The 25,455-nt window shown below is 69.8% G+C and carries 2 protein-coding genes; both read right to left on the bottom strand.

The window, feature by feature from the left end; all coding sequences use genetic code 11:
- Positions 1 to 9: 9 nt before the first annotated feature.
- Positions 10 to 573, bottom strand: coding sequence for a carboxymuconolactone decarboxylase family protein (locus tag KXD96_RS14675; protein ID WP_260736601.1), 564 nt, complete (start codon positions 571 to 573; stop codon positions 10 to 12).
- 102 nt (positions 574 to 675) lie between these two features.
- Entirely contained in the window at positions 676 to 25,335 is a 24,660-nt protein-coding gene (locus KXD96_RS14670; RefSeq protein ID WP_260736595.1) for a non-ribosomal peptide synthetase, read from the bottom strand.
- Between the last annotated feature and the right edge of the window lie 120 nt (positions 25,336 to 25,455).

Here is a 25,455-nt window from a genome sequence, read left to right as displayed (position 1 = left end):
GTCAATCGATTACGGCTTCCGGCCGTCCGGCGGCCAGCTGGACACGCCCTCCTCCAGCGGGACCTGGAGGCTGTGCAGGATGGACGCGACCATCCGCCACGCGCCGATCGCCGTCACGAGCTCAATGAGAACCGTTGTGTCCCCTTGCAATTCACGCTCGCACGCCGCCCAGCTCGCGGCGCTGACGGCGCCGTCGCGCACCACGTCGTCGGTGGCGGCCAGCACCGCCCGTTCGGCGGGGCCGAACCCGTCGTACGCCTGCCAGTCGCGCACACCGAGCAGGTCGTCGGGGGCCACGCCCAGTCGCGACGCCACCCGCCAGTGCTGTGTCCATTCGTAGTCGCATGCGGTGAGCCAGCCGATCCGCATGATCACCAACTCGCGCAACCGCGGGTCGAGCGCGCCGTGCCAGAGCATGGTGGCGAGGAGGTCGTTGATGGCGCGCGCCAGCGGCGGGTGGTTGAGCAGCACCTGGAAGATGCTCAGTTCGGCCATGTAGTTGGGCACGGCCGCTTCGTCGGCGGCGGCCGTGGCTTCGTCGAGCGGCAGTTTGGGCACGCGGGCTGTTGTCATCATCGGCCATGTTAGTCAGGAATCGCCGCACCATTGCCCGAACACCGCGACTCCGCGACGACCGCGCGAACTCCTTTGGCGCTCTTTGGCTTACGAGGGGGCCTAGAGCAGCCCGAGCAGTTGCAGGTCGGTCACGTACTTGACGATGACCGGCGCCGACACGTGCGGGATGTCGGGATCGTCGCTGTCGGGGCCGATCTTGGCTTCCCGCACCGCTGCACGGAATCGGTCGGTCGATGCGAGCGGACCGCGGCCCGGCTCTCCGGGTTCGACCTGCTGGCTGCCCGGCAACTGCAGCAGTGGGAGCACCGAGTGCTGACGCTGCCGCTCGGGCAGGTCGCGCAGCGCGGCCTCGAACCGGCGCCGCCACTCGCCGAAGTCGTCGATCCGCTCGATCGGGTAGCCGGCCTCGATCAACCAGTCGACGTACTCGTCGATGCCGATGCCGTCGTCGTGCGGGTTCATCACGTGATACGTTTCGAACCCCTGCACCACCTGGGCACCCAGCGTGGTGATCGCCTCGGCGACGAATTCGACCGGCAGCGCGTCGAAGTGCGCGCGCACCCGCTCACCCTTGGCGTCGAGTCGATAGAACGAGCGTGGTGCGACGCCGGTGGCCACGATGCTCAGCACCATCCGGGTGAACATGTCCGACAGGTTGAGCTGGCCCGCGTAACTCGTGTCGGCCAGGATCATGTCGCAGCGGAACACCGAGACCGGCAGCCCGCACAGGTCGTTGGCCTCCCGGAGCAACACCTCGCCGGCCCACTTGCTGTTGCCGTAGCCGTTGGAGTAGCCGCCATCGATGATTCGGATGGGGCTGATCGCCCGGATGTCGGCGTCCTCGGTGAACGCCTCCGGCTCGACGCCGTCCCCGACGTTCGCGGTCGAAACATAGGCGTAGGGCTTGAGTTTGGTGGTCAACGCCAACCGGATGAGCTCGGCGGTGCCGACGACGTTGGGGCCGAACAGCTCGCTGTAGGGCAGTATGCCGTTGACCACGGCCGCGGAGTCGACGATCAGGTCGACGGTGTCGGCCAGCCGCTGCCACGTCCCCTCGTCGAGGCCGAGGTTCGCCGCGCTCTTGTCGCCGGCGATGACCTCCAGATGTTCGGTGGCCAGCTCCCGGAAGTGGCCCAGCAGCCGGGGGTCACCGCCGTCGAACGTCGCTTCCAGCCGGTGGCGCGCCTCCTCGTCGGAGCCGGCCCGCACCAGACAGATCAGCTTGCCCTCGACCAGCTCCAGCTGCTCGAGCCACTGCAGCGCCAGATAACGCCCCAGGAAACCGGTCGCCCCGGTCAACAGCACCGTCCGCGCCCGGGCACTCGGGACCGGCAGCGCCGGGGCGGCGCTCAGCGTCGCGGCGTCGATGAACCTGTCCAGCGTCAGATCGCTGGCGTACACCTCGGTGGCATCGCGGCCGTGCACCGAGGCAAAGCCGGCCCTGGTCTTGTGCGCGAACGCGAAATCGTCGGCGTGCCGGTCCAATTGCTGACTCAGGTTCCGCACCGACGGCGCGTCGAAGACGGCGCGCACCGGCAGATGGACACCCAGGGTGGTGTGGATGGCGGCGACCAGGCGCATCGCCGACAGCGAATCCCCGCCGAGGTCGAAGAACGACTCCTCGACCCCGACCCGCTCGGCCCCCAGCACCTCGGCGTAGATGTCGGCCAGGATCTCCTCGGCCGCGGTGGCCGGCGGGCGGTAGGAATCACCGTCGGTGTATTCCGGCGCCGGCAACGCCCGGGTGTCGAGTTTGCCGTTGACCGTCAGCGGCAGCGCGTCCAGCACCACCACGGCGGCCGGGACCAGGTAGGCGGGTAGCCGGTCGGCCAGCTGGGCCCGAATCTCGGCCGGGTCCGCGGTGCCGGTGATGTACCCGACCAGCCGCTTGTCGCCCGGGCGGTCCTCGCGGGCGATCACCGCCGCCTGCTCCACCCCGGCCAGCCCGGCCAGGGCCACGCGCACCTCCCCCGGTTCGACGCGGTGCCCGCGGATCTTGACCTGTTCGTCGGCGCGGCCCAGATACTGCAGCTGCCCGTCCGGGCCCCAACACACCAAATCGCCGGTGCGATACATGCGCGCCCCGGCCCCACCGAACGGGCACGCCACAAACCGCGACGCGGTGAGCCCGGCCCGGCGCAGGTACCCGTAGGTCAGGCCCGCCCCGGCCACGTACAACTCCCCAACCACCCCGGTGGGCGCGGGCCGCAACCACCCGTCGAGCACGAACAGCGCGGCCCCGGGCACCGGCGAACCGATCGGCGGCGCGCCCGACTCGGGCGTCAGCGGCGCACTGATCGCGACACACATCGTGGTCTCGGTCGGGCCGTAGACGTTGAGCATCGTCCGCCCGGGCGCCCAGCGGTCCACCACCTCTTCCGGGCAGGCCTCGCCCGCCACCGCCAAAGCGGTCGACTCCAGCCCGTCCGGCGAGAGCATTCCCGCCTCCGACGGCGTTTGGGTGAGCACGCTGACGTTTTCGGCACTCAGCAGGGCGTGCAGGTCTTTCGGCGAGCGGGCCGTCGCGTCGGGCACCACCAGCACCCGCCCGCCGTGCAGGAGCGCACCGAATATCTCCCACACCGACACGTCAAAAACCAGGGAATGGCTTTGCGACCACACGCCGGCCGCCGGCAGGGGCGCATCGAGGGGGGCGAACAGTTGGGTGACGTTGCGGTGGGTGACCGCCACCCCCTTGGGAGTGCCGGTGGTGCCGGACGTGTAGATGATGTAGGCGATGTCGTCGGCCGTCGGTGCCGCGGGCGCCGCGTCACCGGGCTGGGCATCGACGGCGGGATCGTTGACATCGACGACCGCGAGTTCGTATCCGTCCAGCCGGGACCGGAGGTCGGCCGTCGTCAGCGCGGCGACCGGCGCGGCGTCGGTGAGGATGAACTCGATCCGCGCCGCGGGCAACCCCGGGTCGACCGGCAGGTACGCCGCCCCGGTCTTGAGCACCGCCAGGATCGCCACGATGGCCTCGGGCGAGCGGTCCATGAGCAGCGCGACGCATTCGCCCGGGCCGGCGCCCTGGCCAATCAGCAGGTGCGCCAACCGGTTCGCGGCCCGGTCGAGTTCCCGGTAGGTCATCGAGCGGTCCCCGCGGCCGATGGCCACCGCCTGTGGCGCGCGGGCCAGCTGAGCGGCGAACGCCTCCAGAATCGACGGCCAGGTCGACGGGTACTTCGACGCCGCGCGGTTACCCCATTCGTCGAGGCGGGCGCGCTCGTCGTCACCGAGCACGTCGATCGCCGACAACCGCCGGCCGGGGTCGGCGGTGACGGCCACCAACACCTGGTGCAGGCGGGTGACCAGGGTTTCGATGGTGCCGGCGTCGAACACGTCGGTCCGGAATTCGACCTGCCCGACGATTCCGGCGGGTTCACCGGTGTCGTCCCAGTGTTCGGCCAGCGCGAAGGTCAGGTCCATGCGGGCGGTGTGGGTGTCCACCGGCAGCGACTCCACGCGCAGGTCACCCAGGCTCAGGTCGGTGGCGTCGTTGGTCTGCCAGGCCACCATCACCTGCACCAGCGGGTGGTGGCTCAGGCTGCGGGCGGGGCGCAGCCGCTCCACCAGCACCTCGAAGGGGACGTCCTGGTGTTCGTAGGCGGCCAGGCTGCGCCCCCGGACCTGCGCCAGCAGCTGCGCGACGGTCGGGTCGCCGGCGAGGTCAGTGCGCAGCACCAGCGTGTTGACGAAGAAGCCCACCACGTCGTCGAGCACGGGATCGCGCCGCCCGGCGATCGGGAACGCCACGGCCACATCCGGACTGGCGCTGAGCTTGGCGAGCAGCACCGCCAGGGCGGCCTGGACCACCATGAAACTGGTCGCGTTGTGCGCCCGCGCCAACTCGCGCACCCGCTGCTGCAACTCGGCCGGCCACTGCACGCGCACGGTGGCCCCACGGTGGTCGGCCACCAGCGGGTAGGGCCGATCGGTGGGCAACACCAGTCGCTCGGGCATCCCGGCGAGGTTGTGTTCCCAGAAGCGCAGCTGCCCGGCGATCGGGCTGTCCGGGTCGTCCAGGTCGCCGAACTGGTCGCGTTGCCACAGCGTGTAATCGGCGTACTGCACCGCCAGCGGCGCCCAGCCCGGCACCTCGCCGGCGCACCGGCTGGCGTAGGCCACGCCGAGATCGCGTACCAGCGGGGTGAGCGACAGGCCATCGGCGGCGATATGGTGTAGCACCGACACCAGCACATGCTCGTCCTCGGCCATACGGAAAAGCCAAGCGCGCAAAGGGATCTCGGTCCGCAGGTCGAACGCGTAGTGCGCCACCGCCTCGACGGCCTCTTCCAGCCGGTCCGGCGACCAGGAGGTGGCGTCGACCACGTCCCACCCGACGTCGGCCTCCTCGGGCGCCAGCACGAGTTGTTGGGGCGTCCCCTCCGCCGCGATGAACACCGTGCGCAGGCTTTCGTGGCGGGCCACCACATCACCCAGCGCGGCACCGAACGCGTCGGCGTCCAGGCGCCCGCGCAACCGCAATGCCGTGCCCATGTTGTACACGGCCGACGGCCCCTGCAACTGGTCGAGGAACCACAGCCGGGATTGGGCGAACGACAACGGGATCACCGCTGGCCGCTCGATCGCCACCAACCGTGTGCGCCCCGCCCCGTCGGCGCCGAGGCGCGGCGCCAACTGGTGCACCGTCGGCGCCTCGAACAGGGACCGCACCCCCAGGTGGGCGTTCAGGCCGGTGTTGATGGCGGCGATCAAGCGCATCGCCGTGAGCGAATCGCCGCCCAGATCGAAGAACGAGTCGTCGACGCCGACGCGGTCCAGGCCAAGGACATCGGCGTACATGCCCGCCAGCAGCTCTTCGGTGGGGGTGACGGGGGCGCGGTAGCGCCCGGTGTCGTGGTAGTCGGGTGCCGGGAGGGCGCGGGCGTCGAGTTTGCCGTTGACGGTCAACGGGATTGCGTCGACGACGACGATGGCGGCCGGCACCGAGTAGGCCGGCAACCGCTCGGCGAGCGCGGCGCGGATGTCCGCCGGAGCGGCGGTCCCGGTGATGTACCCGACCAGGCGGCCTTCGCGGGCGATCACCGCCGCCTGTTCGACCCCATCCAAAGCGGTTAGCGCCGTGCGGATTTCGCCGGGCTCGATGCGGTAACCACGGATCTTGACCTGATCGTCGGCGCGGCCGAGGTACCGCAGCTGGCCGTCGGGGCCCCAGCGCACCAGATCCCCGGTGCGATACATCCGCGCTCCGGTCCCGCCGAAGGGGCACGCCACGAACCGCGACGCGGTCAGGCCCGACCGGTTGACATACCCGCACGCCACACCCCGGCCGGCCACGTACAACTCGCCCACCACGCCGGCCGGCACCGGCCGCAGCCAGTCGTCCAGCACGAAGAAGGCGAGGTGCGCCAAGGGGATTCCGATGGGGCTGGCATCGCGGCCGACGTCGCCGTCGGCGATCTCGCGGAACGAGGCGTGCACCGTGGTCTCGGTGGTCCCGTACATGTTGATCAGCCTCGGACAGCCCGGGTGGTTGTCCAGCCACTTGTCCAGCCGACGAGGGTCGAGCGCCTCGCCGCCGAACACCAGCGTCTGTAGCTTGAGTTGTTGGGCGAGGTGGGGTGAGAGCGCGTCGGCGGTTTGCAGCGCGTAGAACGCCGACGGCGTCTGGCTCAGCACGCTGACCTGTTCGCGAACCAGCAAGGCGTACAGCTCTTCCGGCGAGCGCACCACCGCGTCCTGCACCACCACCAGACGGCCGCCGCGCAACAGCGCGCCGAAGATCTCCCATACCGAGAAGTCGAAGGCCAACGAGTGGCACTGCGTCCACACCTGTCCCAGTTCCAGCTCGCCATCCAACGACTCGAGCAGCTCGGTGACGTTGCGGTGGGTGACGGCCACTCCTTTCGGGGTTCCGGTGGTGCCGGACGTATAGATCACGTAGGCGACGTCGTCGGGCGCCGGGGCCGGCAGCGGCGTGCAGGGGAAGGCATCCACCGCGGGGTCGTCGATTTCGAGGACCGGCAGGCCGCAGCCGTCGAGCCGCGGCCGCAGGCCGCTCGTCGTGAGCACGACCACCGGTGCGGCATCGGAGAGCATGAAGCCGATCCGCGCCGCCGGCAGCCCCGCATCGATCGGCACGTACGCCGCACCGGACTTGAGCACCGCCAGGATCGCCGCGACCGCGCCGGCCGACCGGGGAATCAGCAGCGCCACCCGCTCCCCCGGGCCCGCGCCGTGCTCGGCCAGCAAGTGCGCCAACTGGTTCGCGGTGGCGTCGAATTGGCGGTAGGTCCACGAGCGATTTCCGCAGTTGATGGCGACCGCCTCCGGGGTGCGATTCACCTGGGCGGCAAACGTTTCCGGGATCGACCTCGCCGGGGGTGCGCCGTGGCTCAGCGCCGCGCCGTTGCCGATAGCCTCGAGGCGGGCATGCTCCGCGTCATCGAGCACATCGATCGACGACAGCGCGCGGGCGGGGTCGGTGGTCATGGCCGCCACCACCCGCTGGAGCCGCGCGACAAGCGTTGCGACGGTAGCGGTGTCGAACACATCGGTGCGGAACTCCACGGCCCCGCCGATCCCGGCGGGTTTGCCATCCTGCGTCCAGCGTTCGGCCAGCGAGAACAACAGGTCCGTGCGGGCGGTGCGGGTGTCCAGCGGCAGCTGGGTGACCTGCAGATCGCCCAGGCTCACCTCGGCCGGGTCGTTGTTCTGCCAGGCCAGCATCACCTGGACGAGCGGATGGTGTCCGAGGCTGCGCGTGGGGTTGAGCCGCTCGACGAGCACCTCGAAGGGGACGTCCTGGTGCTCGTAGGCGGCCAAACTGCGGCGGCGAACCTGGGCCAAAAGGTCGGCGACGGTGGGATTCCCGGCCAGGTCAACCCGCAGCACCAGGGTGTTGACGAAGAAGCCGACCACCTCATCGAGTCCGGGATCGCGCCGCCCGGCGATCGGAAAGCCCACGGCCACATCCGGACTGGCGCTGAGCTTCGCGAGCAGCACCGCCAGCGCGGCCTGGATCACCATGAAACTGGTCGCGTTGTGCGCCCGCGCCAACTCGCGCACCCGGTCCTGCAACTCGGCCGGCCACTCGACGCGCACACTGGCCCCGCGGTAATCGGCCACCGACGGATACGGCCGGTCGGTGGGCAACTCGAGTCGCTCGGGCATGCCCGCCAGCGCATCCTGCCAGTAGCGCAGCTGGCCCGCGATCGGGCTCTCGGGGTCGTCGATATCGCCGAGCTGGGCCCGCTGCCACAGCGCGTAGTCGGCGTACTGCACCGCCAACGGCGCCCACCCCGGTGCCCGGCGCGCGCACCGGCTGGCGTAGGCGACGCCGAGATCGCGCACCAGCGGGGTGAGCGACCAGCCGTCGGCGGCGATGTGGTGCAGCACCGCCACCAACACGTGCTCGTCCTCATCGACCCTGAAAAGCTGTGCGCGTAACGGTATTTCGGTGGCCAGGTCAAACGGATGCGCCGCCGCCGCGTCGGCGGTCTCGGCCAAGCGGGCGGCAGACCAGCCGGTGGCGTCGACCACGTCGACGTCGGCGCGCTCCGGCGGCACCACCACCTGCCGCGGGGTTCCCTCGGCCGCGACGAACACCGTGCGCAGGCTTTCGTGGCGGGCCAGCACGTCGGTCAGCGCGGCGCGCAGCGCGTCGACGTCCAGGTGTCCGCGTAGCCGCAGGGCCGCGGCCATGTTGTAGACCGGCGACGGGCCGTGCAGTTGGTCGATGAACCACAGCCGGGACTGCGCGAACGACAATGGCAGCACCGCCGGACGCGGGCCGGCGACCACGCGCGCCGGTTCGCCGCCGCCCGCGCCGAGGAGCGGCGCCAATCGGCGGATCGTGGGGGCCTCGAACAGCGCACGAACCGACAGGTGAGCGCCCAGGGCCGCGTTGGCGGCGGCGACCAGGCGCATCGCCGACAGCGAATCGCCGCCGAGGTCGAAGAACGACTCCTCGACCCCCACCCGGGCCAATCCCAGTACGCGGGCGTAGATCTCGGCGAGAATGCCCTCGACCGGCGTCGCCGGGGCGCGGTAGGAATCGGTGTCGTGGTATTCCGGCTCCGGCAGGGCGCGGGCGTCGAGTTTGCCGTTGACCGTCAGCGGGATCTCGTCGATGACGACGACCGCGGCGGGCACCATGTAGGCCGGCAATCGCTCGGCGAGCGCGGCGCGGATCCCCGCCGGGTCGGCGGTCCCGGTGATGTACCCGACCAGCCGGCCTTTGCGGGCCATCACCGCCGCCTGTTCGACCCCGTCCAAAGCTACTAGGGCCGCGCGGATTTCACCGAGCTCGATGCGATACCCGCGGATCTTGACCTGATCGTCGGCGCGGCGCACGTACCGCAGCTGCCCGTCCGCGCCCCAGCGCACCAGGTCCCCGGTGCGATACATGCGCGCCCCGGCCCCGCCGAACGGGCACGCCACGAACCGCGAGGCCGTCAACGCGGATCGGCCCAGGTACCCGCACGCCACACCCCGGCCGGCGATATACAGCTCCCCGACCACACCGGCCGGCACCGGCCGCAACCGCTTGTCCAGCACCACCAGCGCGGCCCCGGATACCGGCGACCCGATCGGCGCTTCGGCCCCCGCGGTCAGCGGCGCGCTGATCGTCGCGTCCACCGTGGTCTCGGTGGGGCCGTAGGCGTTGACCATCACCCGGCCCGGTGCCCACCGATCCACCAGCTCGGCCGGGCACGGCTCGCCGCCGATCACCAGGGCCACCGCATCCAGACCGTCCGTCGCGAGGGCACTAGCCTCCGACGGAGTTTGGCTGAGCACGCTGACTTCTTCACCAATCAGCAACGCGCGCAACTCTTCCGGCGATGCGACGACCGACTCGGGCACCACGACCAGCCGTCCCCCGTCCAGCAGCGCGCCGAAGATCTCCTGGACCGACACGTCGAAGGCCAGGGAGTGACACTGCGACCAGACGCCGGCCGCCGGCAGGGGCGCGTGCAGGGACGCCATCAGCTGGGTGACGTTGTGGTGGGTGACCGCCACACCCTTGGGGACGCCGGTGGTGCCCGACGTGTAGATCAGGTACGCGATGTCCTCCGGGGCGGGTGGCGGCAACGGGGTGGCGGGCCGTGTGCCCACCGTTGGGTCGTTGACGTCGATGACCGGCACGTCGTACCCGTACAGCCGCGACCGTAGTTCCGCGGTGCTGACGGCGACGATCGGCGCGGCGTCGGTCATCATGAATCCGACCCGCGCCGCCGGCGCGCCCGGGTCGATCGGCAGGTAGGCCGCGCCGGTCTTGAGCACCGCCAGGATCGCCACGACGGCGTCGGCGGATCGCGAAAACAGCAGCGCCACAAAGGCGCCGGGGCCGGCACCGCGGGCCGCCAGCAGGTGCGCCAGCCGATTCGAGGCCTCGTCCAGCTCGCGATAGGTCATGGAGCGGCCGCCGAAGCGCAGCGCCACCGCCTCCGGGGTGCGGGCCACGTGCGCGGCGAACATCTCCGGAATGGGCGCCCCGGCCACCGGCTGGGTCAGCACCGCCCGGTTGCCCCACTCGACCAGGTGGGCGTGCTCCGACTCGCCGAGCACGTCGATCGTCGACAACAGGCGGGTGGCGTCGGCGGTCATGGCCACCAACACGCGGCGGAACCGCTCGACGAGCGCCTCGATGTCGCCCGCGTCGAAGACTTGGGTGTCGAATTCGACGCGCAGGCCCAGTTCGTCGCCCGGCACCGCTTGCACCGAGAGGGGATAGTGGTTGAACTCGCGGCTGGCGAAATCGGTGACCGCGACTTCGTGGGCTCCCGCCAACGCGGCGGTGTCGATCGGATAGTTCTCGTAAACAAACAAGGTGTCGAACAACTGCTCGTGGCCGGTGGCGCGGTGGATTTCGGGCAGCGCCAGGTGCTCGTGTTCAAGGGTGTGGTTGTGGGCGCGGCGCAGCTGGTCGAGCAGGCCGGCGACGGTGGTCGCCGCGGTGATGGTGGCCCGCACCGGAACTGTGTTGATCAGCAGGCCCACCATCGATTCGGAGCCGGGCACCTCGGCCGGCCGGCCCGAGACCACAGCGCCGAAGACCACGTCGTCCTCGCCGGTCAGCCATGCCAGCAGCTGCGCCCATGCGGCTTGCAGGACGGTGCTGACGGTGGTGTGCGACGAGCGGGCCAGCCCACTCAGCGCCCGCGTGGTGTCCGCCGGGACTGTGAAGGTGGCGGCGCCCCGCCGCCCCGCCCGGCCCGGTGCGCGCACCAACGTCGGGGTTTCGAAACCGTCGAGCACCTGGCACCACGCCGCGCGCGCTGCGGCCACGTCTCGGCTCGCCAGCCAGGTGAGGTAACTGCGATACGGCGCCGCGGCCGGCAGCCGCTCCCGGTAATAGCCGGCGAAGATCTCCTGGAGCACGATCGGCAGCGACCAGCCGTCCATCACGATGTGGTGGACGGTCAGGACAAAGCGGTGCCGGTCTTTCGCGGTGCGGACCAACGCGGCCCGGAACGGCGGGCGGGCCGCCAGGTCGCACACCGCGGTGCGCTCGGCGCCGGACAGCTGCTCGATCTGCTGGTCGGGATCGGGGTCGTCGGCGTCGAGTTGGACGTAGCGCCACGCGATGGTGGGGTCGGCGGGGATGATTTGCACCGGCTCGTCGAAGTCTTCGCTGAACCGGGCCACCAGGTTGGGATGCCGGTTGACCACGCTGCGGACCGCCTCGCGCAGGCGATGCGGGTCGAGCGGGCCGCATACGGCGATGTCGAGCTGCACCGCGTACACGTCATCGCCGGGGTCCTGGCCGGTGCTGGCGTGGAAGAGCAGTCCGCGCTGCAGCGGGGTCAGTGGCAATACATCGGCTGTCGGATGTTGCCGGCAGAGCTCGTCGATCTGCTGCTGGCTCAGCCGGGCCGGGGCGATGTCCGACGGCGTCAATCCGCTCCCGCCGTTTCGCACGTGCGCGCAGATGCCCGCCAGGGCGGCACACCACAACTGGCTCAGCCGGCGGACCTGGCGGTGCTCCAGGGCCGAGGGTGCCCACGTCCAATTGGCATGCAGGCACGGGCCGTTCGCCGTTTCCATGGTGCCGGCGTTCAGTTCCAGCGTGTGGCCGAGCGGCACGGGCAGCGCCATGGTCGCGGCGGTCAACGACAGGCTGTCCTGATCGGGCCGCCACAGATCGTCCGCCAGCTCCGCCGCGCCACCCAGCCGTCCCAGGTAGTTGAAGCCGATCACCGGGTCCGGGTCATCAAGGGCCACTTCGGGATTCAGGTAGCGCAGCAGCCCGTAGGTCATCCCGTCCGGCAGGGCGCGCAGCTGCTCCTTGGCGTCCTTGATGAGCACGCCCAGCTCGTCCTCACCGGCTTTGACCTTGTCCCAGTGCGGCTTACCGAGGGTGAACGCGACCGGGTATTTGGCGGTAAACCATCCCACGGTGCGCGACAGGTCCACGCACGGGCTTACGTCTTCATCGCGGCCGTGGGCCTCGACGTCGATGGAAAGCGGCGCGCCGGTGCACAGGAATTCGTTGATCGCCAACCCGAAGGCGATCACCAAAATATCCTGGACACCGGCGTGAAGCGCCGCCGGCACTGCCCCCAACAACATGCGAGTGGTCTCGGTATCCAGCGACACCGACAGGTGCTGCGCCGCCTCATAGGTGTCGAGCTCGGGGCGCAGCACCGGCAGCGCGGCCGGGGTCGCCGCCACGCTCCGCCAGGCGTCGGCCGTCCGGACGACTTCGGGGCGCCGGGCGTGCTCGGCCAGCAGTGCCGACCACCGGGCGAACGACGTTCCGCCCGTCGGCAGCGCCACGGGCTGGCCGCTGCGCTGCTGTGCCCAGGCGATGTTCAAGTCCTCCAGCAGGATTCGCCACGACACGCCGTCGACGGCCAGGTGATGAACGATCAGCGCCAACCGTCCGGTGGACTCCGCCCACACCGCGCGCAGCATCACCCCCGCGGCCGGGTTCAGCAGAGACCGCGCCGCCACCAAAGCCTCTGCGGACAACGCGCCGACGGTGTGCATGCACCCGCGAGCATCGACCGCGCCGGCCTCGGGCACCTGCAGCGACCAGCCGCCCGCACCGTCGTCGTCGACGCACAGCCGCAGCATGGGGTGCCGGTCCAGCAGGGCCTGCAGCAGCGCCACGACGTCGTCGTCGGTGACTCCCGCGGGGGCCTGGACCACCATGGTCTGGTTGAACTCGTCGACCGGCCCGTCCAGTTGCTGCAGCCAGCGCATGATCGGCGTGGCGACGACCTCACCGACACCGTCGTCAACGGTGTCGTCGTCGGTGGCCACCCCGGCGACCCGGGCCAGTCGGGCCACCGTCTGCTCGACGAAGATGTCGCGCGGGCGGAACAGGACACCCGCCGCCCGCGCCCGGGCCACCACCTGCATCGACAAGATGCTGTCGCCGCCCAGGTCGAAGAAGGAGTCGTCGATCCCGACCCGCTCCACGCCCAGCACCTGGGCATAGATTCCGGCCAGGATCTCTTCGACGGCGTCGCCGGGAGCGCGGTAATGTTCGGCGCCTTGATAATCGGGCGCGGGCAGGGCGCGGGTGTCCAGTTTGCCGTTGGGTGTCAGCGGCAGTTCGTCCAGCGGGACGACCGCGGCCGGGACCATGTAGATGGGAAGCCGGTCCGTCAGTTGCGCGCGGACGGCCGCCGGGTCGGCGGTACCGGTGATGTAGGCGACCAGGCGCTTGTCCCCGGGCCGATCCTCCCGGGCGAGCACCACCGCCCGCTCCACCCCGCCCAAAGCCGTTAGGGCCGAGCGGATTTCGCCCAGCTCGATGCGATACCCGCGGATCTTGACCTGCTCGTCGATCCGGCCCAGGTACTGCAGTTGCCCATCGGCGCCCCAGCACGCCAGGTCGCCGGTGCGGTACATGCGCGCGCCGCAACCGCCGAACGGGCACGCCACAAACCGCGACGCCGTCAACCCCGACCGGCCCACATACCCGCACGCCACGCCGCGCCCGGCCACATACAACTCGCCGACCACACCGACCGGCACCGGGCGCAACCACTTGTCCAGCACGAACAGTGCCGCACCGGGTACCGGTGAGCCGATCGGCGGCGTTCCGCTTCCCGCGGTCAGCGGCCTGGTCATCGCCGCATACATCGTGGTCTCGGTCGGGCCGTATTGGTTGACCATCGCCCGCCCGGGCGCCCACCGATCCACCACCTCGGGCGGGCACGGCTCCCCACCCATTACCAGCGTCGCCACCGAGTCCAGACCCTGCGGCGACAACGCCGCCACGGCCGAAGGGGTGTGGCTCAGCACGCTGACCTGTTCGCGAATCAGCATGGTGTGCAGGTCCTGTGGTGAACGGACCACGGCGTCGGGCACGATCACCAGCCGGCCGCCGTGCAGCAGGGCGCCGAAGATCTCCCACACCGAGAAGTCAAAGGCCAGCGAGTGGCACTGCGACCACACCTGGCCGAGCTCGAGCTCGTCGTCCACCGACTCCAGCAATTGGGTGACGTTGTGGTGGGTGACGGCCACGCCCTTGGGCACCCCGGTCGTGCCCGAGGTGTAGATGATGTACGCGGCGTCCTCGGGAGACGGCGCCGGCAGTGGGCCGCTGGATTGTGTTGCTATTTCTGGGTCGTCGAAATCGATGACGGCGACGTCCGACCCGTCGAGCCGCGACCGCACGCCCGCGGTGGTGACCGCGGCGAGCGGTATGGCATCGGCGAGCATGAACTCGATGCGGGCCGAGGGGAGCCCCGGGTCGATGGGCAGGTAGGCGGCCCCGGTCTTGAGCACCGCCAGGATCGCCACGATCGCCTCGGCCGAGCGCTCCGCCAGCAGCCCCACGCACTCCCCGGGCCGGGCGCCGTACTCAACCAGCAAGTGTGCCAATCGATTCGACGACTCATCCACCTCGCCGTAGGTCCACGACCGGTCCCCGCAGGTGATGGCCACCGCGTCCGGGGCGCGATCCACGTGCGCGGCGAACAGCTCCGGAATCGACGCCGCCACCGGCGCGGGCCGGCTCAGCACCGCGCGGTTGCCGACCGCCTCGAGACGGGCGCGCTCGGCCTCGTCGAGCACATCGATCGACGAGATGGGCCGCGTGGGGTCGGCGGTCATGGCGTCCAACGCCTGGTGCAACTGCTCGACCAGTGCCTCGACACGGGCGGTGTTGTACACGTCGGTGCGGAATTCCACCGCGCCGCCGATGCCGGCGGGCCGGCCGTCCTCGGTCCAGCGTTCGGCCAGCGAGAACACCAGATCCATTTGGGCGCTGCGGGTGTCGGTGGGCAGCGGGGTTACTTCGAGATCGCCCAGCTTCAGGTCGGTGAAGTCGTCGTTCTGCCAGGCCAGGACCACTTGGATCAGGGGGTGGTGGCTGAGGCTGCGGGTGGGGCGCAGCCTTTCGACGAGCACCTCGAAGGGCACATCCTGGTGCTCATAGGCGGCCAGGCTGCGCTGTTGCACCTGAGTCACCAGCTCAGCGACGGTGGGATTTCCGCTCAGGTCGGTGCGCAACACCAACGTGTTGACGAAAAACCCGACCACCTCATCGAGCGCGGGATCGCGCCGCCCGGCAATCGGAAAACCCACAGCCACATCGGAAGTCGCACCCAACTTGCCCAACACCACCGCCAACGCGGCCTGCACCACCATGAAGCTGGTCGCGTTATGCGCGCCGGCCACCGCACGCACCCGCTGCTGCAACTCCGCCGGCCACTCCACGGCGACCCGCGCGCCCCGATGATCGGCCACCAACGGATATGGCCGATCCGTGGGCAACTCCAGCCGCTCGGGCATCTCCGCCAGCGCATCCAGCCAGTAGGCCAACTGCGCGGCGATCGCACTGTGCGGATCCCCCAAATCACCGAACTGCGCCCGCTGCCACAACGTGTAATCCACGTATTGCACCGCCAACGGAGCCCATCCCGGCGCCCGCCCCGCACACCGGCTGGCGTAGGCCACCCCCAAATCACGCACCAACGGCGTGATCGACCACCCATCGGCCGCGATGTGGTGGGCCACCGCCACCAACACATGCTCATCCACGCCCAGCTGGAAAAGCGTTGCCCGCAAAGGTATCTCGACCGCCAGATCGAACGCGTAGCGCGCCGCCGCCTCGATGGCCTCGTCCAGCCGGCTCGCCGACCAGCCTTCGGTCTTGACCACGTCCCACCTGGCGGCGGATTGCGTGGGCGGCAGCACGATCTGCTGGGGGGTTCCCTCCGGCGCGATGAAGACGGTGCGCAGGCTTTCGTGGCGGGCCACCACGTCGCCCAGCGCGGCACGCAATGCGCCGGTGTCGAGGCGTCCGCCCAGTCGCAGCGCTGCCGCCATGTTGTAGACCGGCGACGGCCCGTGCAGTTGGTCGATGAACCACAACCGGGACTGCGCGAACGACAGCGGGACCGTCGCCGGGCGGTCGCGAGCCACCAACGGCGCCAGGCCGCCCCCGCCGGTGCCGATGCGGGGGGCCAACTGAGCCACCGTGGGCGCTTCGAACAGCGCACGCACCGAAAGACGGGCATCCAGGCCACTATTGATTGCCGCGATCACCCGCATCGCGGAGAGCGAATCACCGCCGAGGTCGAAGAAGGAGTCATCCGCGCCGACCCGCTCGACACCCAGGACTTGGGCGTAGATGCCGGCCAGGATCTCCTCGACCGCGTTGGTCGGGGCCCGGTAGTGATCGGTGTCCTGGTAGTCGGGCGGGGGCAGGGCGCGGGTGTCGAGTTTGCCGTTGAGGGTTACCGGCAGGGCGGGCAGTGCGACGACGGCGGCCGGGACCATGTAGCCCGGTAGCCGCTGGGCCAGCAGGGTGCGCAGCCCGGCGGGGTCGGCGGCGCCGGTGATGTAGCCGACCAGGCGCTTGTCGCCGGGGCGGTCCTCACGCACGACGACGGCCGCCTCCTCGACACCGTCGAGTGCGGCCAGCGCCGAACGGATCTCGCCGACCTCGATGCGATACCCGCGGATCTTGACCTGCTCATCAGCGCGCCCGACATAGCGCAACTGCCCATCAGGGCCCCAGCACACCAGGTCCCCGGTCCGATACATCCGCTGCCCCGGGGCACCGAACGGGCACGCCACAAACCGCGACGCGCTCAACCCCGCCCGACGCACATAACCCAACCCGACACCACGCCCAGCCACATACAACTCGCCGACCACCCCGGCCGGCACCGGACGCAACCAGCCATCCAACACGAACAACGCCGCCCCCGGCACCGCCGACCCAATCGCCGGCGCCCCCGACTTCGCCACCAACGGTGCACTCACCGAGGCGAAGATCGTGCTCTCCGTCGGCCCATACACATTGACCATCACCCGCCCCGGCGCCCAGCGATCCACCACCTCCGCGCCCACCGGCTCGGCCCCGATCACCAACGCCATCGCCTCCAGGCCCTGCGGCGACAGCATCCGCACCGCCGCCGGGGTCTGACTAAGCACCGTGACCTTCTCAGCCACCAGCAGGGCATGCAAATCCCTGGGCGAACGGGCCACCGCATCGGGCACCACCACCAGCCGCCCACCATGCAACAGCGCACCCCAGATCTCCCACACCGAGAAATCAAAGGCATACGAATGCAACTGAGCCCACACCTGCCCCGCCGCCAACGCCACCCCCACCACCGGCACCTCGAACAACCGCGTCACATTGGCATGGCTGACCGCCACCCCCTTGGGCACCCCAGTCGTGCCCGAGGTGTAAATGATGTGCGCGACATCCTCGGGCTCAGGCCCCCGCGGCGCCGTGGCAGGCTGGCCGGCCAGCGCGTCGCTGCCCACCTCGATCACCGGCACCACATAACCGGCCAACTTCTCCGCCAGCGCCGCGGTACTCACCGCCGCCACCGGCGCGACATCGGCCAACATGAACTCGACGCGCGCCGCCGGCAACGCCGGATCGATCGGCACATACGCCGCCCCCGACTTCAGCACCCCCAAGATCGCCACGATCGCCTCCGCCGACCGCGAAAACAACACCGCCACCGACTCCCCCGGCCCCGCACCACACCCAATCAACGCATGCGCCAACCGATTCGCCGCCTCATCCAACTCCCGATACGACATCGACCGCCCCCCAAAACTGACCGCCACCGCATCCGGAGTACGCGCCACCTGCGCGCCGAACAACCCCGGAATCGACACCGGCACCCACGGCCGCGTCAGCACCACCCGGTTACCAACCTCATCGAACCTGCCGCGTTCGGCCTCGTCGAGCAGGTCAATCGCCGATAGCCGCCGGGTCGGGTCGGTCGTCAACGAGACCAACACCCGCTGCAAACGGTTGACCATGGCCTCGACGGTCTCGGTGTCGAACACGTCGGTGCGGAACTCCACCGCGCCGCCGATGCCGGCGGGCCGGCCGTCCTCGGCCCACCGTTCGGCCAACGAAAACACCAGATCCATTCGGGCCGTGCGGGTGTCCAGTGGCAGCGGAGTGACTTGCACGTCGCCCAGGTCGAGTTCTGCGGGACCGTTGTTCTGCCAGGTCAGCATGACTTGCACCAACGGGTGATGGGTCAGGCTGCGGGCGGGGTTGAGCCGTTCCACCAGCAACTCGAAGGGCACGTCTTGATTCTCGTAGGCGGCCAGGCTGCGCTGCCGCACCTGGGCCAACACCTCTGCGAGCGTGGGGTTTCCGGCGAGATCGACGCGGAGCACCAAGGTGTTGACGAAGAAGCCGACCAACTCGTCCAACGCGGGATCTTGCCGACCGGCGACCGGAAAGCCCACTGCCACATCCGAAGTCGCACTGACCTTGGCGAGGAGCACCGCCAACGCGGCCTGGAGCACCATGAAGCTCGTCGCATTGTGTTCGCGAGCCACCTCGCGCAGTCGTTGCTGCAACTCCACCGGCCACTCCACGGCCACGCTGGACCCGTGATAGTCGGCCACCGACGGGTAGGGCCGGTCGGTGGGTAGCGCGAGATGCTCGGGCAGGTCGGCCAAAGCGTGGTGCCAATACCGCAGCTGCCCGGCGATGGGGCTGTCCGGATCGTCCAGTTCGCCCAGGCGGCCCCGCTGCCACAGCGCGTAGTCGACGTACTGCACCGTCAGTGGCGCCCACGCTGGCGCCTCGCCCGCGCACCGGCCGGCATAGGCGACTCCGAGGTCGCGCACCAGCGGCGTCAATGACCACCCATCGGCGGCGACGTGGTGGGCGACGGCCACCAACACGTGGCGGTCGGCGGCCACCCGGAAAAGCGCCACACGCAACGGGATTTCGGTGGCCAGGTCAAACGTGCGACGCGCCGTTGCCTCGATGGCGCCCTGCAGGCGGCTCGCCGACCAGCCGCTGGCATCCACCACCCGCCAGCCGAAGTCGGCCCGCTCCGCGGGGATTATTACCTGCTGGGGTGTTCCCCCCGGTGCGACGAACACCGTGCGCAAACTCTCGTGCCGGGCGACCACGTCGCCCAGCGCCGCCCCGAGCGCGTCGACGTCAAGGCGCCCGTCCAGCTGCATCGCCGCCGCCAGGTTGTAGACGGGCGACGGCCCCTGCAACTGATCGGTGAACCACAACCGGTTCTGAGCGAACGACAACGGAACCACCGCCGGCCGCGGGCCGGCCACCACGCGGGCGGGCCGGCCCTCGCCCGCACGGAGACGGGGCGCCAATTGGCGAATCGTGGGTGCCTCGAACAAGGTTCGCACTTCAAGGTGCGTGTCGAGGCCGGTATTGACCGCCGCCACCAAGCGCATGGCGGACAACGAATCCCCGCCCAGGTCGAAGAAGGAGTCGTCGATGCCGACCCGCTCCAGGCCCAACACCCGGGCGTAGATGCCGGCCAGGATCTCCTCGACGGCCGTGCTCGGCGCGCGGTAGTGGTCGGCGTCTTGGTATTCGGGTGCCGGCAGCGCGCGGGTGTCGAGTTTGCCGTTGACGGTCAGCGGCAGCTCGTCCAGTGCGACGACCGCCGCGGGGACCATGTAGGTCGGCAGCCGGTCGGCTACCTGGGTGCGGACGGGGGCGGGGTCGGCGGTACCGGTGATGTAGGCGACCAGGCGCTTGTCCCCGGGCCGATCCTCCCGGGCGAGCACCACCGCCTGCTCCACCCCGCCCAAAGCCATTAGGGCCGAGCGGATTTCGCCCAGCTCGATGCGATACCCGCGGATCTTGACCTGCTCGTCGGCCCGCCCCAGGTACTGCAGTTGTCCGTCGGCACCCCACCGCACCAGGTCCCCGGTGCGGTACATGCGCGCGCCGCAACCGCCGAACGGGCACGCCACGAACCGCGACGCCGTCAGCCCCGACCGGCCCACATACCCGTACGCCAGACCGTCCCCGGCCACATACAGCTCACCCTTTACACCCGCAGGCACCGGGTGCAGCCACCCGTCCAGCACGAAGAAGCCCAGGTGGGCCAGCGGCACGCCGATCGGGCTGGTGTTGCGGGCCACGTCGCCGTCGACGATCTCCCGGAACGAGGCGTGCACCGTGGTCTCGGTGATCCCGTACATATTGATCAGCCGCGGCAGCCCCGGGTGGTTGTGCAGCCACTTGCCCAACCGGTGCGGCTCGAGCGCCTCCCCACCGAGCACCACGGTTTCCAGCATCACCTCTTGCCCCAGCTCGGCCTCGAGCGCGTAGAACGCCGACGGCGTCTGGCTGAGCACGCTGACCTGTTCGCGAACCAGCATGGCGTGCAACTCTTCCGGGGAGCGCACCACCGCGTCCGGCACGATCACCAGCCGGCCGCCGTACAACAGCGATCCGAAGATCTCCCACACCGAGAAGTCGAACGCCAGCGAATGGCATTGCGACCACACCTGGCCGAACTCGTCGTCCACCGACTGCAGCAGCTGGGTGACGTTGCGGTGCGGCACGGCCACGCCCTTGGGCGTGCCGGTGGTCCCGGAAGTGTAGATGATGTAGGCGACGTTGTCCGCACCCGGCGCGGGCAGCCCGTCGCCGGACTGGGATGCGACGGCCGGGTCATCGAAATCGATGACGTCCAGGCTCTGCCCGTCCAGCCGCGACCGCAATTCGGGGGCGACAATCGCGGCCAGCGGTGCGCCGTCGGCGAGCATGAATTCGATCCGCGCCGAAGGCAGTCCCGGGTCGATTGGCAGGTAGGCCGCCCCGGTCTTGAGCACCGCCAGGATCGCCACGACGGCCTCGGCCGTCCTGGGGAACAGCACCGCCACGCGCTCCCCCGGCCCGACGCCACGCTCAACCAGCAAGCGCGCCAACCGATTCGAGACCTCATCGACCTCGCCATAGGTCCAGCAACGCTCGCGGTCGGTGATCGCCACCGCCTCGCGAGCGCGTTTCACCTGCGCGGCGAACAGTTCCGGGATCGACAACGCCGGCGGCGCGGACCGGTTCAGCGCCGCGCGGTTGCCGATCACCTCCACCCGGGCGTGCTCGGCCTCACCGAGCACATCGATCGACGACAACCGACGGGTCGGGTCGGCGGTGATGGCGACCAACACCTGATGCAACCGCTCGACCAGCGTTTCCACCCGGGCGGTGTTGTAGACGTCGGTGCGGAATTCCACCGCCCCACCGATGCCGGCGGGCCGACCGTCCTCGGTCCAGCGTTCGGCGAGCGAGAACACCAGATCCATGCGGGCGACCTGGGTGTCCACCGGAACCGGGGTGACCTGCACATCGCCCAGCGCCAGGCCGGCGGCGGGGCCGTTGTGCTGCCAGGGCAGGTTCTGCCAGGCGAGGACTACTTGGATCAGGGGGTGGTGGCTGAGGCTGCGGGTGGGGTGCAGCCGTTCGACGAGGACTTCGAAGGGCACGTCTTGGTGCTCGTAGGCGGCCAGGCTGCGCTGTTGAACCTGGGCCAACACCTCAGCCAGGGTCGGATTTCCACCCAGGTCGGTGCGCAATACCAACGTGTTGACGAAAAATCCGACCAGCTCATCAAGCGCGGGATCAGGGCGCCCGGCGATCGGAAAACCGACCGCCACGTCCGAGGTCGCACCCAGCTTGGCAAATAAGACCGCCAATGCGGCCTGGACCACCATGAAACTTGTTGCATTGTGCTCACCGGCCACCTCTCTCACTCGTTGTTGCAACTCCGCGGGCCACTCCACGGCCACCCGCGCGCCCCGATAATCGGCCACCAACGGATACGGCCGATCCGTGGGCAACTCCAGCCGCTCAGGCATCCCCGCCAACGCATTCAGCCAATACGCCAGCTGCGCGCTGATCGCACTGTGCGGGTCCTCCAGATCCCCGAACTGGGCACGCTGCCATAGCGTGTAATCCACGTACTGGACCGGCAATTCGGCCCACCCGGGCGCCTCCCCCGCGCACCGGCTGGCATAGGCCACCCCCAAGTCACGCACCAACGGCGTGATCGACCACCCATCGGCGGCAATGTGATGGGCCACCGCCACCAACACGTGCTCATCCACGCCCAACCGGAAAAGCGTTGCTCGCAAAGGAATCTCAGCAGTCAGATCGAACGAATGGTGTGCCACCGTGTCGATGGCCTCGAGCAAGCGGCCGGCCGGCCACCCGGTGGCATCGGCGATTTGCCAGTCAAAATGCGCGTGCCCGGCGGGGAGGACCACTTGCTGCGGGTCTCCTTCGGGCGCAACGAAGATCGTGCGCAGACTTTCGTGCCGGGCCACCACGTCGGCCAGTGCAGTCCCGAGCACGTCGGCATCCAGGCGCCCGCGCAGACGCAACGCGACCGCCATGTTGTGAACCGGCGAAGAGCCGTGCAGCTGATCGAGGAACCACAGCCGCGACTGGGCGAACGACAGCGGCACCACCGCGGGCCGCGCGCCGGCCACCACCCGCGCCAGCCGGCCCTCGCCCCCGTCAAGGCGGGGCGCCAGCTGGCGGATCGTCGGCGCCTCGAACAACGCCCGGACCGAAAGCGTGGCATCCAGGCCGGTGTTCACCGCGGCGACCAGACGCATCGCCGACAGCGAGTCCCCGCCCAAGTCGAAGAAGGAGTCGTCGACCCCGACCCGGTCCAGGCCGAGGACCTTCGCGTAAATTCCGGCGAGGACCTCTTCGGTGAGGGTGGCCGGGGCGCGGTAGCCATCACCGAAGTAGTCGGGCTCGGGAAGGGCGTGCGTGTCGAGTTTGCCGTTGAGGGTCAGGGGCAGGGTGGCCAGCGGAATGACCGCGGCCGGGATCATGTAGGCCGGGAGCCGCTCGGCCAACTGAGCGCGTATCAGGGTGGGATCCGCGGTGCCGGTCAGGTAAGCCACCAGCCGCTTGTCCCCGGGCCGGTCCTCCCGGGCAACCACCGCCGCCTGCTCGACGCCCGCCAAATCCGTTAGCGCGGCCTGGATTTCGCCCAACTCAATGCGATACCCGCGGATCTTGACCTGCTCATCCGCCCGCCCCACATACCGCAACTGCCCATCCGGGCCCCACCACACCAAATCCCCCGTCCGATACATCCGCGCACCGGGTGCCCCGAACGGACACGCCACGAACCGCGCCCCGGTCAGCCCCGCCCGGCCCACATACCCCACGCCCACGCCGGCCCCGGCCACATACAGCTCGCCGACCACGCCGGCCGGCACCGGCCGCAACCACGCGTCCAGCACGAACAACGCCGCCCCCGCGACCGGCGACCCAATCGGCGGCGGCCCCGAACCCGCCGTCAACGGCGCGCTCTTCGACACCCACATCGTGGTCTCGGTGGGCCCATACACGTTGACCATCACCCGACCCGGCGCCCACTGATCCACCACGTGCGCCGGACACGGCTCCGCCCCCACCACCAACGCCGCCTCCACCCCCCGCGGCGACAACACCCCCACCGCGGACGGCGTCTGGGTCAACACCGAGACGCGCTCGCCCACCAACAGCGCGTGCAATTCATCACCGCACCGCGTCATCGCATCTGGCACCACCACCAAGTGGCCGCCATGCAACAACGCACCCCAGATCTCCCACACCGAAAAGTCAAAGGCCAACGAATGACACTGGCTCCACACCCGCCCCGCCCCCAGCAACCCGCTCCCCGCCAGCCCCTCAAACAACTGGGTCACATTGCGGTGGGTGACGGCCACCCCCTTCGGCACGCCCGTCGTCCCCGACGTGTAGATCACGTGCGCCACATCGTCAGCCGCCGGCCCCACCAACCCCGCACCCGACTGCGCCCCGATCGCGGGATCGTCGACCTCCACCACCACCCCCGCGAAATCCCCCAACCGCGGCCGCAGCCCAGCACTCACCACCACCGCCACCGGCCCGGCGTCGGCGAGCAAAAACTCCACCCGGCCCGCCGGCAGCGCCGGATCGATCGGCACATAGGCCGCCCCCGCCTTGAGCACCCCCAATAACGCGATCACCGCCTCCCCGGACCGCTCCACCAACAACCCCACCCGGTCCCCCCGGCGCGCACCACACCCAACAAGCCAGCGCGCCAACCGATTTGAGGCCTCGTCGACCTCCCGATACGACCACGACCGTCCCGCGCAACTCATCGCCACCGCTCGAGGGGCGCGGCCCGCCTGCGCCGCGAACAACTCGGGAATCGACCGCCCCGACCACCCCCGCCGATCCATGACGGCCCAGTTGCCCCAGCCGGCCAGGCACACCCGCTCCGACTCTTCGAGCACATCGATGGACAGCAACCGCCGCGTGGTGTCCGCGGTCAACGCCCACAACACCCGCTCCAAGCGTCCGGCCAGATAGGAGACGTCGAAGCTGGAGAACGGCTCCCACACGCCCGCAGTGCTGAGGAAGAACTGGTCGCCGTCGGAGGAAAAGATCAGCCCGAAACCGCTGGCCTGGCCGGAATTGGTGTACGACGCCGAGGCGGTGACACCCCCGAACGGCAACGTAAAATCCGACGGGATGAAATTGACGCTGACCCGCTCGGCCGGTCCCGCTGGCCCGCGGGCTTTGCGCTCCAACGCTTGCACCGGAAACCGTTGGTGCTCAACGGCTTTCCGGATCCTCGCATCGACGTGTTTGCAGAAATCGGCGACCGTGAGCTCCGGCGAAACCTGCAATACCAGCGGCACCACGCCGGCGACCATGCCGGGCAGGGTTTTCGATTCCGGACGCACTCGCCTGTTGACCGGGAAGTCGAGGACCACCTCGGAGCCGTCACCGCTCCAGCCGCGCACCAACAGCGCGCACGCCGCGGTAATGATCGATGTCTCGGACACGCCCCACACCTGGGAAAGCATGTGGACTCGGCGCAGGATGCCGGAGTCCAACCCGACCGGCGCGGACGGCCACGGATCGCGCTCACCGGCCGCGCGCAGTGCGCGACGCGGGACCGCGTCCTGCACGGGGAGGTTCTGGGTCCAGTACGCCTCGTCGTCCCGGTAATCGCCGGACGCTTCGTAGTTGGCCTCGCACTCAACCAAATCCCGCAGTGAGCCGAAGACCGCCGGCGGGATGGGCGCGGCGGAGACGATGGCCGAGTAGATGGAGGCGATCCGGTGGCCGACGAGCGCGACCCCGGTTCCGTCGATGATGATGTGATGGCAGCACGCGAACAGGTGGAATTCGTCTGCACGCGTCTGGAAGAGGGCGAATCGAAACAGCGGACCCGTGAACGGCATGGGCGTGCGCTGGATCGATAGGGCTATCCGCCGGGCTTCCTCGATGGCATTGCCCGAGCCGCTCAGGTCATGAAAAGCGAGCTCGACGTCCGGGTAGTCGTTCGCTCGTTGGAAGACCTGGCCGTCCACCTCGACAAAAGAGGCCCGGGCCGGTTCGGCTTCTTCCACCGCCTGGCGGATCGCCCACTTCAGGGCGTCACGTTGGACCCTGCCGCCGATCCGGACGAAGAGGCCGATCTGCCACTCGGTGCTGGAGTGGCCCGTCTCCTGCGCAAGCCAGATGTCTAGTTGGCCGCGCGTAAGCGGAAGTGCTTGCTCACCAAGCCCCATCCAGCTTCCCAACCATCGGGTTCACCCTTCAAACCCCCGGTTGACTGCAGCCGCTCGACCGAACTCCTCCGCAATGCCCGTTCGGTTCCGCTTGATGTCGCGCACACCCGGCGCGGTCCG

Origin of the sequence: Mycobacterium sp. SMC-2 (genome assembly GCF_025263485.1) — a bacterium.
Taxonomy (GTDB): Bacteria; Actinomycetota; Actinomycetes; order Mycobacteriales; family Mycobacteriaceae; genus Mycobacterium.
The sequence above is the reverse complement of the archived record's forward strand: the minus strand, read 5'-3'. Positions and strand labels throughout refer to the sequence as shown.